This is a genomic window from Bradyrhizobium sp. AZCC 1588, assembly GCF_036924735.1.
Taxonomy (GTDB): Bacteria; Pseudomonadota; Alphaproteobacteria; order Rhizobiales; family Xanthobacteraceae; genus Bradyrhizobium.
In genome coordinates this window covers 261614-275926 of the sequence record NZ_JAZHSC010000001.1, presented here as the reverse complement: position 1 = coordinate 275926, position 14313 = coordinate 261614, and the positions used below count along the sequence as shown (strand labels likewise).

Here is a 14313-nt window from a genome sequence, read left to right as displayed (position 1 = left end):
GACGCGTCGCGACTTCAAACCGGCTCGGGCAAGACGTCATCTTGTTTGCGTGCGACGGCAGTCAGGCCGATCGGCCCAGAGGATGAGCTTTCGTGACTGATACGAAGACATGGCCCGCAAGAAGTAAAGTCGGGCACCCTGCACACGAATTTAGGATTCTGCTCGGACGTCAAACGGTCGTCCTCCGTCACGAGGCGCGAAACAGCCGCACGATCTCCACAGTACATCAAATCAAGGGGGGTGGTCGAGGCCGAGGTATTCCGCAACACGAAAACGAGCAGCCAACCTATCCGCACTGCGGCTCTACGAAGAAGCAGTCCCTTCGGTGTAGTGTGGTCTTCATCGCCCTCGGCCGATGAGCTTTTCGAGATTTCCGGAACGGCCCCGCGGGAAACGGCGTGCATCGCATCGTACATGTAACGCTCCTGCTTCGTTGAGCGTGCGCACGATGGGGTCCGGATGTCGCAGAACTTTGCCGACGACCGCCGGGAATTGTCGCGATCTGTCTCAGGAATGCTGCATTGGATAGTTCGCGACAGTTGCGGCCATCGGTGATGGCCACTCCTGTCATCCGCTCTTGAATGACCTTGCTCAATGCGGCTTCTTAAGTTGCATCAAGTCTGAACAGGCATACGGGTTTGCGACAAATTGCGACAAAGATGGCTCACCAGGACAACGTTCTGCGACAGCTTGTGCCTAGATTGTTTCAGCCAGATCGGGGAATCATGCACCTGAGGCCGGTTCCCGCTCGGATCGGCCGGCATCGGGATCCTGCGATCCCGATGCCGCGATGCTGTCAGTGAAGCCAGCCACAAGCATTTGATTTCGCTCGATCATACGCGGCCGATACATTCTGTTACACTTTTTCGATGGGGTGGGTGCAGGACTTCAGTATGATCCTGGACGGAGCAAACTAGATGGACTCGGCACCTCACATCGCCGTAGTGGATGATCATCGCGATATTCGCGATCTGGTCGGCAAATACTTGATGCAGCATGGCTACCGCATCAGTCTTGCGGAGAGCGCCGTTGCACTCCGCCGCTTGCTCGAACGAAGTGCTCTGGACCTGGTGGTTCTTGATGTCATGATGCCGGGTGAGGACGGACTGTCCCTCTGCCGCCATCTGCGCAGCACCACGGACCTTCCCGTTATCCTGTTGACTGCGATGGCTGAGGAGACCGATCGAATCGTCGGCCTGGAAGTCGGTGCCGATGACTATGTGAGCAAGCCATTCAATCCCCGCGAACTCCTCGCCCGCATCAAAGCAGTGCTTCGACGAGTCCAAAGCCTGCCACCGCAAAAGGGCCGGCTTGCGACCAAGGTTGTACGTTTTGATCGATGGACCTTTGACGTCAACCGGCGCGAGTTGACGGGAGACGACGGCGTTGCTGTGCCGCTCAGCACGGCGGAGTTCCGCCTGTTGTGTGCATTTCTCGACCATCCCGGCCTGGTGCTCAGCCGCAATCAACTCCTCGACCTGACGGTCGGCCGGGATGCCGATCCGTTCGACCGGAGCATCGACAATCAGGTCAGCCGCTTGCGGAAGAAAATCGAGGCCGATCCGAAAGTACCAGCCTTGATCAAGACTCACTGGGGCGGTGGATACAGCCTCGCCGCGCAGGTCGAGCAGCCATGATGGGCTTGTGGAAGCGTAGTCTTGCGGCCCGTTTCATCTGTTTCACGCTGCTGTCCTTGGTGCTGTCACAAGCAATCGTGTTCTTCATTTCCTGGGATGAGCACGGGCAGGCGATTCGGAAGGCCGCCAAGGGCGAGATATTCAGCCGGAGCGCCTCGCTCGCCCGGGTTCTGGAGGCGACGCCTCCGTCGCTGCAGACCGATATCCTTAATGCCAGCAACACCAGTTCAGCGAGGTATTGGATATCGACCAACGGACTGAAGGATGCCTCCGCGTGGCGAGAGGAGGCATGGGAGCGCTTGGCGCAGCCATTGCCGCGCATGTCCTTTGCCGGCCACAGCGCGCCCGCCGAGGTGAGACCGGATTTCACCCGAAACACTGCCAGCAGTAGCGGCGCCTCCTCACAATGGGTCGACCTAAGGCCGGAAGCTTGGCCGCTGTCCCGACCAGCGAAATTTCTTTATCTCGATGATGCCACCGGCATGGGATTGGCCGTTCAGTTGGCTAACGGAGCATGGCTGAACACTGCATTTGCCAAGCCCGCGCAAGATGGCTTCTGGACCTCCAAATCCACCTTGGCACTCGGCCTCTCCGCGTTGTCGTTGTCGATCATTGCCGTATTCGCCGCTCGAGGCATCGCGCAACCATTGCGCCGCCTGGCGGTAGCGGCCGAAGCCTTCGGCCGTGGTCAGGAGATCGTACCGCTGCCGGAAACCGGCCCCGACGATATCCGGCGTACCGCCGAGGCATTCAATCGCATGCAAGAGCGCCTGCACCGTTTCGTCGACGATCGCACCAGAATGCTGGCCGCCATCGGTCATGATCTGCGCACACCTCTGACCTCGCTCCGTTTGCGTGCGGAATTCGTGTCCGACGAGGACGTTCGCGAGAAAATGCTCTCCACCATTACCGAGATCCAGACGATGACGGAGGCAACCCTCGCATTCGCTCGCGAAGACGCAACCGCAGAAAACACGCGGACCGTGGACCTCTCGGCTCTAGTGGAAAGTCTCTGCGACGATCTCGCCGAACTCGGTTATGACGTCTCTTTCTCCGAGGGACAGAAGATCAGCTATAGCTGCCGGCCAGACGCACTCCGCCGCGCATGCCGCAACCTCGTCGAAAATGCCATTCGTTATGGCGAGCGGGCGCGCGTCAGCGTGGAGAGACGACCAGATAGTATCGAAATCATCGTCTCCGACGATGGACCCGGGATACCCGATACCGCCAAGGAGCAGGTTTTCACGCCGTTTTTCCGCATGGAGAGTTCGCGGAACCGCGAAACTGGCGGCGTAGGTCTCGGCCTGTCCATTGCCCGGACCATTGTCCGCCGCCATGGCGGAGATATCGTCTTGATCAACAAGGAGAAGGGATTACACGCGGCCATTAGCCTGCCACCGCTGGATGGTGGGCCGCCTCCTCCCTTCAGCCGCCCGGTCGCAGGAGCGAAGGACGTTACCAGCGCTCTCGAAAAGGCAGAGCCTTCGTCGGTGGCCACGCCAACGGCGGCCATTCATTGATCAGAGGTGACGCACGGATAACTGACTGCGAAGGTCAAATTTGTGCAGCGCGTTGGTGTGGTGCGGCAAGCGGGTGCAATAGGGAACTCGCTCCTCACGGATGAGTTTGTTTCTGGGTTCACAGACCTTCAATCCGGAGGGAAGCCATGGAGCATCTCCGCTACCCGAACGAAACCGCCGAGTACCGTGCTGCCCGAAACGCGCTTCTAGACGACGAGATCGCGCTGCGTGCCCACATTGAAGCTGTGGCAGCCAAGCGCCGCGCCTTGCCGCTCGGCGGCAAAGTACCGGAAGATTATGTATTCGAGCGGATAGGCAAGAATGCAGCGCCTGAGAAGGTCAGGATGTCCGAGCTGTTCGGTCCGCATGACACGCTCATTCTGTACAGCTTCATGTATGGACCCGAGCGGGAGCTGCCATGTCCCGGCTGCACGCACCTGCTCGATGGGATCGACGGCGCGGCAAGGCACATCGGCCAGCGAGCTGCACTTTACATCGTTGCGAAATCCCCGATTGCACGTCTTGCCGCGTGGGCTCACGAGCGCGGCTGGGACCATCTTCCGCTGGTGTCTACGGCGGGCAATAGCTACGACGCGGATTATTTTGGTGACACGTCGAAGTTTCCCAAGGGCGTGCGTACACAGCATCGCGTTCCGGACGGCGAGAACTGGGACGAAACGATCTTCAACGTGTTCAAGAAGAGTGGCGGAGCAATCCGTCACTTCTGGGGTTCGGAGATGAGTTTCGCGCCAACCGAACCCAATCAACATCATCGCGCCGGGGATCTGGTCGACCCCGTGTGGGGTCTGCTCGATATGACCCCCGAGGGGCGTGGAGACTTTTTCCCCAAGGTAAAGTACGATTGACCTTGGATCGACGGGGAGTGACCGAGGGAGCGACACTATGTCGGCGGTGCCGGAAGTCATATCCGCAGACGCGAACGACCGGGCAAACGCGATCAGCACCATTGTGCTCGGCTTTGCGGCCGACCCGATGGCGCGTTTTGCTTGGCCCGATCCGTCCGTATACCTCAGAATAATGCCTCGGATGGTCAATGCTTTCGGCGGCGGTGCTTTCGAGCATGGCACAGCCTACATCACCGAAGGGGCCCGCGCTGCCGCCTTGTGGCTGCCACCAGGCGTCGAGCCGGACGAAGCAGAAATGAACGCAATCATGGAGGAGTCCCTGCGCCCGGAGATATCCGGGGATATCGGGGCCATCATGAAAGGAATGGCCGAACATCATCCCCATGAACCGCATTGGTATCTGCCTCTTATCGCCGCCGATCCGAAATGGATCGGGCAGGGGCTTGGCTCGTTGCTGATGAAACATGCGCTTCGACGATGCGACGAGGAGGGCATCGCGGCCTACCTCGAAAGCTCAAACCCGCGTAACATTTCGCTCTATGAACGCCACGGCTTCAAGATCACCGGCAAAATCCAAAGCGGCTCTTCTCCAGTGGTGACGCCGATGCTGCGGCCCGCATCCTGAACGTTAGAGTTGACCGAACCCCGTTGCAGTCAGCGCAGATCGGCCCAACCGCGTGATGCGCGTTACGGGCAATCGCTAGTCGCACATATTTTCCATCTCTCGGAAAATCGCGGGTGCAAATACCATCATCGAGTTAGCGCGCCCGCGCCTCGTGTGCCGAAATCCGCCGAATTTTGTTAAGTGCGCCAATCTGTCCCTCTTTCGCGCGTGGCAGAGGCCGGACGATGCGATACCCTTGTTGAAAAATCAGGGAGGGAAGGAATATGTCAGTGAAATTCAATCGCCGTCACTTCATCGCCGCCGGGACGGCCGCCGCAGCAACGCCTTTCCTCGTGCGTGGCGCTTCCGCGCAAGCCGCGTGGCCGTCGCGGAATATCCGCATGGTCTGCAGCTACCCGGCGGGCGGGCAGACGGATCTGCTCGCGCGCGCCTTCGGCGATTTCATCTCCAGGCAGGTGGGTCAGACCGTCGTCATCGAAAACAAGGCGGGCGCTTCCGGCTCGATCGGCGCGGCGGAAGTCGCGCGCGCGGCGCCGGACGGCCACACCATCCTGTGCTCGATTTCGACCACCTATGTGATGAACCGGGTGATGATGAAGAACCCTGGCTACGACATGGACAGAGACTTGACGCTCGTCAGCATCATCCCGGGCGCCGGGCTGCTGCTGGTCGCGAGCCTGGCGTCCGGCGTCAAAACGCTGGACGATTTCGTCGCGTTCGCACGCAAGAAAGGCCAGGTGAACTTCGGCACCTACAGCGCGGGCTCGGCCCCGCACATGACGATCAACGAACTCAACAAGCAGTACGGCCTCAAGATAGAGCCGATCCACTACCGGGGCGAAGCGCCGATGTGGACGGGTCTGATGGACGGCACGCTTGACGTCGCGATGGGCAGCTACACGGCCGCTCAACCCGTCCTGCAAGGCAACCACGGCGTAGTGTTCGCGGTGCACTCGAAGAGGGTCGCTGCGATCCCGAGCGTCAAGACCCTTCCCGAACAAGGCGCGACATCGAAGTTCTTCACCGTCAGCGGCTTCACAGGCTGGGCGGTACCGAAGGCGACGCCGCAGCCGATCGTCGATCGGCTTTCGGAACTCTGCGTGGCCGCCAACAACGATCCGAAAGTGAAGGAAGTTCTCGCCACGTTCGTGCTCGAGCCTGCGCTCGGCTTCAAGGAAAGCAATGCGTTGTATCAGCGCGAATTGCCGACCTGGATCGAGAGCGCGCAGGCCCTCGGCCTGGAGCCGGCGTAAGCGTTAGGATGTAGGGTGGGCAAAGGCGCATCGCGCCGTGCCCACCATTACCCGCGGAGTGCTGATGGTGGGCACGGCGCAAGAGCGCCTTTGCCCACCCTACAAGCCTCACTTCATCCCCGTACAACTCGCATAAAACGTCGTCGTCGCGGGCCAATCGGAGAACATGCCGCGGATGCCGACCTGCTTGGCCAATATATCCAGCACCGTCAGCGTGTCGCCGTCGCGGTCGATCGCGCTCCTGATCGACTTGTGATAGAAGCCGCCGCCCTTGTTGAGCGGGCCGTCGCGTTCCAGCGACCAGCCGATCAGGTCGAGGCCGGCGGCCTTGGCGGCCTTGGCGTATTCGGAGGGGACGATTTCTTGTCTGTCGTTCAGCGTCAGCATGGTCCAGATCGGCGGACCGAGGATCGCGACGCCTTGCGACTTCAATTCCGCCATCGACGGCTTCCACGTCTCCGGCTTATTGGGATCGAGACCCTGTTTTTCGTAACGCTCTTCAAGATAGACCGCCTGTTTCGCGAATTCCGGTTCGGTCTTCACCCAGTGGAGCACGTCGGCGAGATTAAAGCTTTGCGCAAAGACATCGCTCGGCGGAATTCGGGCCTTCTTGTAGGCCTCCAGCATCTGCGACGCGTATTTCTCCTGGGTGTAATCGCCGTCGAACGGCATCGGCACCTCGGGCGCCTTGAGCTCAGGCGTGAACTTGGCGCCGAGACTTCTGATCAGCGCGATGCTCTCGTCATGGGTCATCAGCGTGCCGGAATTGGCGTAGAGGTCGGTGCGCCAGCGCGGCGTGCCGTTCTGATATTCCTCAGGCGTCTTCGCGTCGGGATTGAAACCGTCCATCTTCGCGCGCAGCCGCCGGAATTCGGCGAGCGTGATGTCTGACGTGCAGCACTTTGCGGAGGCTTTCCTGCCGGTCGCGGAATCAGCCGGGCTGAAGGCTTGCGTGCATTTTGCGGCAAGCTCCGGCACGGTCAGAATGTTGGTGGTGGTGTGCAGGTCGCACTGCGAATGGCGGCACACGAGCTGGCGGTCTTTCGTAAACGTCACGTCGCATTCGATGATGCCGGCGCCCATCCGGGCGGCGGCAATATAGGACTCCCTGGTATGCTCGGGAAATTCCAGCGCGGCGCCGCGGTGGCCGATGGAAAAATCGGTCTTGCGAAAGGGCCCAGTGCACTGCGCAAGCTGCGTCTTCAGCGGTCCGTCCTTCATCTTGTCGACGAGATAGAACGGCCGCGGCCCGATCTGCGGCTCGCGCGGCAGCAGGATGTCCTCGGCCGCGGCGGGAAGGATCGCGGTCAACAGCCAGAGCGCTGAGAGGAGGGCGGAGCGATAGCGGACGGACATGGGTGGCACCTCGGATAACGCATTGCGCGCAGGCTTGATATCACAGAGCATGTGACAGTTGCGTGTTGAAGAGGTTTCGTAGGGTGGGCAAAGGCGCACTTGCGCCGTGCCCACCCTTCTTGCACCGTTGTTGATGGATGGTGGGCACGGCGCTGCGCGCCTTTGCCCACCCTACAAGAGCCGAAGCAGGGAGGATGAAATGCCCGCAGCCTTTTTCGTCGTCCGCGCCACTGTGTCCGATCCCACCAGGCGTCAGGCCTTCGACACCTGGTATTCGCGCGAGCATCTGCCGGACGCGATGAAATCGTTCGGCGCGGTGAAGGCGTGGCGCTACTGGAGCGCGACCGATCCATCACTGCACGAGGCGATGTACCAGTTCACGGACAAGGCTGCGCTCGATCGCGCGATCGAGGGGCCAGAGATGAAACGCCTGGTCGCAGACTTCAACCGCGATTGGCCGGACGTGACGCGGACGCGCGAGGTGCTGGTGCTTGCCGAGGAGCGCGTGGCGTAAGACGCGAGGCGACGTGTCCGCCGTAGAGAAGACGCGTCGTCACAGATGCGGGCAACGCAGAAATACCGCAAAGACGACAAAAGTTCCGCTGCAAACAACAGCACGCGAAAATAATTCTCGATCGACTCCGTTCGCACCAAAGCTGAACACGCAATTCAGCGCGTGTTCATCTCGGCGCCGTGAAACTCTCTTTCTTGCACACAGCAAACGGAGGAAGGGATGTGATGGAACGCCGCCACTTTCTGAAGCTCGCCTTTGGATTTGTCGCGGGCGGTGTCGCGCTCGCAGCGAGCGCGCAGGCCGCGCCGCTGATGCCGGCACCGCTCGCCGACGACGACAAACTGCCCGCCGACAAGGATGCTCAACCCGCCGTCACGTCAGGCGATGAGGTCGATCGCCTCACGCCCGAAGAAGTGGGCTGGGGCCGGGGCCGTCGTCGCGGTTGGGGCCGAAGGCACTGGGGTTGGCGCCGCCGCCGTTGGCGCCGCAGGCACTGGGGCTGGCACCGCCGCCGTCGTTGGCGCCGCCGCTATTGGCGCCGCCGTCGTTACTACTGGTAGGACTTCGCCGCGGATTGTTTAGAAAGCAATAAAAAAAGCCCCGCGTGAGCGGGGCTTTTGTCATGCCTGGGAATTCTCAGTAAGCGCGGCAGCGTCCGTAGCGCCACACGGTGCCGTAGGGGCACACGCGGCCGGGCCGCACCACGACGGTCCGAGCTGGAGGCCGCACCACGACGACCGGAGCCGCCGGCCGAACAACGACCCGGCGATTGGGTTGGCAGCCGCCATAGGGGCCGCGATGCCAGCCGGGGCCGCATCCGCCTGCGGCTTCCGCCGCGCTGAAGCTGGCAACGGTGCCCAGGGCCAAAACTGCTGCGAAAAGGTACTTCATGTTTTCTCCCGTTCTTGGCCGCAAGGCGGCACGTTCGGAACCTAGTCACGAACACCTGAATGGAACATGAATGTCGTGATTTGTAATGTCGTGATTTGTCATGGGGCTACGGCCAAAAATCCGAGCAACAACTCGCCGTATTTCTCCGGCGCTTCCAAAAAGACCAGGTGTCCGGTGTTCGGGATCACCTCGGCCCGGCCGCGCGCCATCTTGGCGGCGAGCGCCTTGGCCAGCTCGGCGTTCTGCCCCATCTTCGGGCGCAGCGCTTCTGGCGCATTGGCTTTTCCCGGCGCGTTATGATCGTCGGCGCCCATCACGAACAGCGTCGGCTGCGTGATCAGCGGAATCTCGTGCGCGACAGGCTCGCGATAGATCATCTGTGCCGAGCTGACGAACGCGCGCAGCCAGCGCGGATATTCGGCGCTGTCCTTGATGTTGAAGCGCGCGTCGATGAAGGGCGTCACCTGTTCGGGCGGCAGTTTGAGGGCGTAGTTGGTTTCGAGCTGTTTGCGATAGGCGTCCGCGGTGAGTTTATCTTCGTTCTCCAAAATCTTCTCGGTCGGCGTGGGCGGGACGTAGAGCCGGTAATCCTCCAGTCCGATCGGAGCCGTCAGCACCAGATGCGCGATCCGGTCAGGGTAGGCGCGTGCGATCCGCACTCCGAGCATGCTGCCGAGCGAATGGGCCACGATGTCGGCCTTTGCGATTTGCAAGTGATCGAGCAGCGCGATCGTGTTGCGCGCCAGCGTATCGAAATGCAAATCGCCTTGCGGCTTCGATGATTTTCCAAAACCGATCTGGTCCGGCACGATCACGCGGTAACCGGCATCGCTCAAGGTCTTGATGACCGGCGCCCAGTAGCTCGATGGAAAATTACGGCCGTGCAGCAACACCACGCTGCGTCCGTTGGGCTGCGCGGGAGCAATGTCCATGTAGGCCATCCGCACCTGCTCGCCGTCGTTGACCAGCGGCAGCAGATGGACCGGGTAGGGATAGGCAAAACCCTCGAGACCAATGCCGTAGGGTTCGCGTTGCGCGGCTTCCGCGGCTCTAGCCGGCAGCAAGGGCTGAATGCAAAGGGCGGCAGTGAGCACGCCGGCAAGAATTGGTCGCATCGCAAACTCCATCTGAAGATGAAGCTGAATTGATGCCGATATCAGGTGCCGTAAAGGCCGCGCAGCTTCACATTTTGCGGAGATCAGCCAGCCTCATTTGGCCTTCAGGTTCAAGCCATCACGACTAAGCTTCGCTGCTGCCAAACAGCGCCGCGAACCGCTTTTCGCCGGTGCGCGTGAAGTTCACGACGCGGCTGCCGGGCGCGGGATCGCGCGCCGCCCAGTTCAATTCGGTGAAGCGGTTCATCACCGCAGCTCCCAGCGTGCCGGCGAGATGGTGCCGCCGTTCGCTCCAGTCGAGACAGGCCTTGCACACGGGTCGACGCGGGTGAGCGAGCATATCCGCGTCGATCTGCAGCGCCTCGGCGATGAAGCGCTTGCCTTCGCCGGTGAGTTCGATCGCCTGTTTGGTTTGCCGGACCAGCTTTTGCTTTCGCATGCTGTCGAGCATCTGCACGCCGAGATCGCCGGCCAGATGATCGTAGCAGATCCGGGCGCGCCGCAGCGCCGGCTCCTTCGGTCCGGTGCGCACGCGCGTGTGTCCGGCGCGCTCGGCAAGGCCCGCCAGCCCTTCGAGCACGCCTGCAACATCGGGGCCGGTGAGGCGGTAATAGCGATGACGGCCCTGCTTCTCCGGCTCGATCAGGCCGCCGGTCTCGAGTTTGGAAAGATGCGAACTCGCGGTCTGCGGCGTGATGCCGGCCTGGTGCGCCAGCTCGCTCGCGGTCAGCGCGCGGCCGTCCATCAGCGCGGTCAACATGTTGGCGCGGGCGGGATCGCCGACCAGGGAGGCGACCATGGCGATGTCAGGACCTGCTTTCATAGTTCGATGATAGCCGAAGCATCGCGGTAGGGCAAGCGGGTAGTCTCGCCTCGAACGTCATTGCGAGGAGCCAACGGGTCGCGCGAATGCGCGCCCGATGACAGGCTCCGCGACGAAGCAATCCATTCCTACGCTTGTGGAGCTATGGATTGCTTCGCTGCGCTCGCAATGACGGGGAAACCTTGGAGAGCATCATGACCGTCACCGTCTTCATCCGCTATCAGCTCGACCCGTTCAAGCCCGCCTTGTTCGAGCAGTACTCGAAAAACTGGCTCACCATCATTCCGAAATGCGGCGGCGACCTGATCGGCTACTGGATGCCGCACGAGGGCACCAACAACATCGCATTCGCGCTGATTTCGTTCGACAGCCTTGCGTCTTACGAAAGCTACCGCGCGCGGTTGCGGGCAGACAGCGAAGGCAAGGCCAATTTTGATTTCGCCGAGGAGAACAAGTTCATCCTCGCCGAGGAGCGGACGTTCCTGCGCAAGGTCGTGGCGTGAGACGTCTGGCGGAGCAGACGCAGCGTTACTATGTAGGCGGCGCCAACAAACCGAGGGGAGCGACCCATGCTGACATCTGCTGACAAACGCGCCGCATTCAGGAAGTTGCACGAGAGCGGATGCTTCATCATCCCCAATCCGTTTGACGTCGGCAGCGCGAAAGCGTTGCAGCATCTCGGCTTCAAGGCATTGGCTTCGACCAGCGCCGGCTTCGCCTGGACGCTGGGCAAGGCCGACAATCACGTCACCGTCGACGACGTCTGCGCCCATCTCGCCGCGATCTGCGCAGCGGTCGATATTCCGGTCAACGCCGATTTCGAGGACGGCTTTGCGCACGAGCCGGACAAGGTCGGCGCCAATGTCGCGCGCGCGGTTAAGACCGGCGTGGCCGGCCTGTCGATCGAGGATTTTACCGGCGACAGCGTAAAGCCGCTGTTCGATCGCGCGTTGGCGGTCGATCGCATCAAGGCGGCGCGTCAGGCGATTGATGCCGACAATAGCGGCGTGCTGCTCACCGGCCGCTGCGAGGCGTTCCTGCGCGGGCAGAAGGATTTGAAGCTCGTGATCGACCGGCTCACCGCCTATGCCGAAGCCGGCGCCGACTGCCTCTATGCGCCCGGCATCGCGACGCCGGAAGAGATTTCGGCGGTCGTGAAAGCGGTGCATCCAAAGCCGGTCAATCTCCTGGTCGGCGCGGCCGGCCCGGCGCTGCAGGCGGCGTCCGATCTCGGCGTGCGCCGCATTAGCGTCGGCGCTTCGCTGGCGCGGATGGCATGGGCCGGCTTCATGAAGGCGTCAAAGGAGATGGCGGAGAAGGGCACCTTCGGCGAATTCGCCAACGGCTATCCCGGCGGCGAGATCAACAAGATGTTCAGCTAACGTCAGGTCCCAAAAGTGGCCGAAGGCGTTAGATGACTGCTGCTTCTCGCGCATAGCGGCCATCGATCCTAGGGTGGTAGTCAATCGCGAGCCGTCCGTGTCGTGCGGCGCGGGTGGCTCTACTCTCAACGCGTTTCTGTCTTTCGCGCTGAGACCAGGAGCATCATCGGCCGCTCCAGCTCTTCGGCCAGTTCGGGCATGCGCTCGATCTGTTCGCGCGTCGGGGCGAATTCCTCGACCCGGCGCAACTCGAAGCCCGCATCAATCAGCGTGTTGAGCGTCGTGCCGAGGGTCCGGTGATACTTCAGCACGCCCTTGGCGAACCAGTCCGCGCGGCGCTCGCCCTCGATCGAGTAGCCGTTGACCGGCCAGGTTTTGCGGCCGTCTTCATCGGCGATCCAATGCGGATGCGCCGCAGCCATGAAGATCGGATGCTCGATCGTGAAGACCAGATCTCCGCCTCCGACCAGCGCCTTGTCGATTATGCGCGCGAGGCGCCGGAAATCCTCGACATAGTGGAAGGTCAGGGCGCTATGGACGAGGTCGAAAGCCGCTTCGGGCAGCTCCAATGTCTCGAGATCGGCGAGCAGATATTCAATGGCCGGGTCCGAGGTATCGACCTTGGCGCGTGCGATCATGTTCTGCGACAGATCGAGGCCAAGCACCGAGACCGCGCCCTGCGCGCGCATCCAGCGCGAGGCCCAGCCGAAGCCGCAGCCCAGATCGGCCACGCGCTTGCCGGTTAGCGCGGGCAGCATAGCCCGGACAGCCGGCCATTCGGGCGCGCCGTCCAGCCCCTGCACCTGGCGAGGTAATCGGCTGTAGCCGGCGAAGAAATCGGGATTGTCGTAGATATTCTGCGCCACGTTTATCTCCATAATGGAGGGAGGGCGAGGCACGTTTCAAAAGCCGAAAGACCTCGTCCGCGAGGGGCGAGGCCAGGGTTGGCCGGTGTGCATGCGCAACCGTTATCCTCTGGCTTTGATCGATCAGTCCTCAGCCTGGACAACGCAAAAAAACAGCGGGCCATTTTGCCCGCTGTACGTAGTTTGGGATTGATCAACCGCTACTGCTTGGAGCGATCGACCTCGGTGCCGGTCGGTTCCTGCGATGGCGGCGTCGGGCGATTGGTCGCGGCGCCCGTGGTCGTGCCAGGATCGGTGTTGGTGCGCGGCGTTACGTCACGCATGCCCGGAGGCGCCGACGGGTTGGCCGGTTGCTGCTGCGCGGCCTGGTTGGTCGACGAGGTACCGGCCTGCTGCACGGTCGTGTTGTTCAGGCCATAGAACAGCGCGCCCAGTACGAGCGCGATGGCAACGGCGAACATCGCGACCTTGGCGCCACTCGGCGGACCCTCGGACAGCGCAGGATCGGGCTGCAGCTCATTGTCGAGACTGTTGAAGCGGGCCTGACGGCGGACTTCTTCATCGCTCAGGCCGGCGCGGTAAGGATCGTTCGGATCGGGTTGGTGTGCCATGAATGGGTTCCTCCGTTAGCATCCCGAAGTCAAGCGCAAGGATAATAGTTGGCCTGCACGGATGTTCCGCGCCAACATTGCAACCCCGTAATGTTGGAACCCGTGATTCTTCCGAATTCCTGAGTGAGGTTTGTGTCTGCGGTAGCCGACGTTCCCCGGATGCTGCGCAGCGCGCCGCTCTTGCGGCGTGATGCGCTGCTGATCCGGGGTCCATTTGTTGCCGCAGCTTGGGTCCCGGCTCTGCGGAGCAGCGTTTCACGCTGCACCGCGTCCGGGACACGATCATTTACGCCGCGCGTTCGCGACTTCCGCCGCCGTCACCAGCGGCGCGGCATTGCCCCAGGCATTGCGGATATAGTTCGTCGCGTCGGCGATCTCCGAAGCGGTAGTTGAACGGCTAGCGCAACCCCGGCGCACGCGGTGCGTTCGTGACCGGTGCCAGCGTCGCCAGATAGGCGTGGATTACCAAAATGTCCTGCCGCGTCAGTTTCGTAAAATTCGGATAGGGGAAGGCGGGATAGTAGCGATCCATTGCGCGCCACGCCGAAGCGGAGCGCGCGGTAGAAGTCGTCATCGCTCCAGGCGCCGAGTCGCCGGCGTCCGTCAGCGCCTTGCCGCGCGATGTCATCGGCCATCGCCGGTTCGCCCTTGGGCTGGGCATGACCTTCGCCGGCCATGAACGCAGTGCACAAAAGCAAGTGCCGCGAGAATCGCCCGCATGGTCGTCCCTGCACCGATTGACCTTCCGGAGCGTTATAGCGCGAAAGTGCACACAGCGGGGGCGTCATGCCATTTCGCGCCGAGGCTTCCGGACGACACAAACCGAAATGCGGCGCCGATTTTCCCGGCACGAA

At 61.8% G+C, this 14313-nt stretch carries 16 protein-coding genes; 9 read left to right on the top strand and 7 right to left on the bottom strand.

Annotated elements, in window-relative coordinates:
• The first annotated feature begins 917 nt into the window (after window positions 1–917).
• From V1277_RS01245 to V1277_RS01225, 5 genes are all read left to right on the top strand, one after another.
• A complete protein-coding gene (locus V1277_RS01245) occupies window positions 918–1637 on the top strand; it encodes a response regulator (RefSeq protein ID WP_057843627.1) in 720 nt (239 codons plus the stop codon).
• Complete coding sequence (locus V1277_RS01240) at window positions 1634–3157, top strand: ATP-binding protein (protein ID WP_334414717.1); 1524 nt, start codon at window positions 1634–1636, stop codon at window positions 3155–3157. Before V1277_RS01245 ends, V1277_RS01240 begins: the two co-directional genes overlap by 4 nt.
• A 146-nt stretch (window positions 3158–3303) precedes the next feature.
• A complete protein-coding gene (locus V1277_RS01235) occupies window positions 3304–4023 on the top strand; it encodes a DUF899 family protein (protein WP_334414716.1) in 720 nt (239 codons plus the stop codon).
• Between the two features lie 37 nt (window positions 4024–4060).
• Window positions 4061–4648, top strand: a complete 588-nt coding sequence (locus V1277_RS01230) for a GNAT family N-acetyltransferase (RefSeq protein WP_334414715.1) — start codon at window positions 4061–4063, stop codon at window positions 4646–4648.
• A gap of 263 nt (window positions 4649–4911) precedes the next feature.
• Entirely contained in the window at window positions 4912–5901 is a 990-nt protein-coding gene (locus V1277_RS01225; RefSeq protein WP_334414714.1) for a Bug family tripartite tricarboxylate transporter substrate binding protein, read from the top strand.
• A gap of 108 nt (window positions 5902–6009) precedes the next feature.
• Here V1277_RS01225 and V1277_RS01220 read toward each other — a convergent pair whose 3' ends face one another.
• Window positions 6010–7257, bottom strand: a complete 1248-nt coding sequence (locus tag V1277_RS01220; RefSeq protein ID WP_334414713.1) for a glycerophosphodiester phosphodiesterase family protein — start codon at window positions 7255–7257, stop codon at window positions 6010–6012.
• A 199-nt stretch (window positions 7258–7456) separates the two neighbouring features.
• Here V1277_RS01220 and V1277_RS01215 point away from each other — a divergent pair, with 199 nt between their 5' ends.
• Both V1277_RS01215 and V1277_RS01210 read left to right on the top strand, forming a co-directional pair.
• On the top strand, window positions 7457–7771 hold the full coding sequence (locus V1277_RS01215) for a hypothetical protein (RefSeq protein WP_334414712.1): 315 nt from the start codon (window positions 7457–7459) through the stop codon (window positions 7769–7771).
• 224 nt (window positions 7772–7995) lie between these two features.
• Window positions 7996–8331, top strand: a complete 336-nt coding sequence (locus tag V1277_RS01210) for a twin-arginine translocation (Tat) (protein WP_334414711.1) — start codon at window positions 7996–7998, stop codon at window positions 8329–8331.
• 76 nt (window positions 8332–8407) lie between these two features.
• On the opposite strand, the gene V1277_RS01205 is transcribed toward V1277_RS01210, so the two are convergent.
• The 3 genes from V1277_RS01205 to V1277_RS01195 all read right to left on the bottom strand — a co-directional run bounded on the left by V1277_RS01205 (window position 8408) and on the right by V1277_RS01195 (window position 10600).
• On the bottom strand, window positions 8408–8662 hold the full coding sequence (locus V1277_RS01205; RefSeq protein ID WP_334374649.1) for a GCG_CRPN prefix-to-repeats domain-containing protein: 255 nt from the start codon (window positions 8660–8662) through the stop codon (window positions 8408–8410).
• A gap of 98 nt (window positions 8663–8760) precedes the next feature.
• A complete protein-coding gene (locus tag V1277_RS01200) occupies window positions 8761–9777 on the bottom strand; it encodes an alpha/beta fold hydrolase (RefSeq protein WP_334414710.1) in 1017 nt (338 codons plus the stop codon).
• Window positions 9778–9901: 124 nt separating this feature from the next.
• Window positions 9902–10600, bottom strand: coding sequence for an ArsR/SmtB family transcription factor (locus V1277_RS01195; protein WP_334414709.1), 699 nt, complete (start codon window positions 10598–10600; stop codon window positions 9902–9904).
• 194 nt (window positions 10601–10794) lie between these two features.
• Here V1277_RS01195 and V1277_RS01190 point away from each other — a divergent pair, with 194 nt between their 5' ends.
• Window positions 10795–11103: an NIPSNAP family protein gene (locus V1277_RS01190; protein ID WP_334414708.1), complete on the top strand. Its 309-nt coding sequence runs from the start codon at window positions 10795–10797 to the stop codon at window positions 11101–11103.
• Window positions 11104–11169: 66 nt separating this feature from the next.
• The gene (locus V1277_RS01185) at window positions 11170–11982 is read left to right on the top strand and encodes an isocitrate lyase/PEP mutase family protein (protein ID WP_334414707.1); all 813 of its coding nucleotides are present in this window, start codon (window positions 11170–11172) and stop codon (window positions 11980–11982) included.
• A 125-nt stretch (window positions 11983–12107) separates the two neighbouring features.
• Here the strand turns inward: V1277_RS01185 and V1277_RS01180 are convergent, their stop codons facing one another.
• From V1277_RS01180 to V1277_RS01170, 3 genes are all read right to left on the bottom strand, one after another.
• A complete protein-coding gene (locus tag V1277_RS01180; protein ID WP_334414706.1) occupies window positions 12108–12848 on the bottom strand; it encodes a class I SAM-dependent methyltransferase in 741 nt (246 codons plus the stop codon).
• A gap of 200 nt (window positions 12849–13048) precedes the next feature.
• Window positions 13049–13459 (bottom strand): hypothetical protein, encoded by a 411-nt coding sequence (locus V1277_RS01175; RefSeq protein ID WP_334414705.1) that lies wholly within the window; start codon window positions 13457–13459, stop codon window positions 13049–13051.
• Between the two features lie 397 nt (window positions 13460–13856).
• The gene (locus V1277_RS01170) at window positions 13857–14087 is read right to left on the bottom strand and encodes a hypothetical protein (protein ID WP_442894436.1); all 231 of its coding nucleotides are present in this window, start codon (window positions 14085–14087) and stop codon (window positions 13857–13859) included.
• Window positions 14088–14313 lie beyond the last annotated feature (226 nt).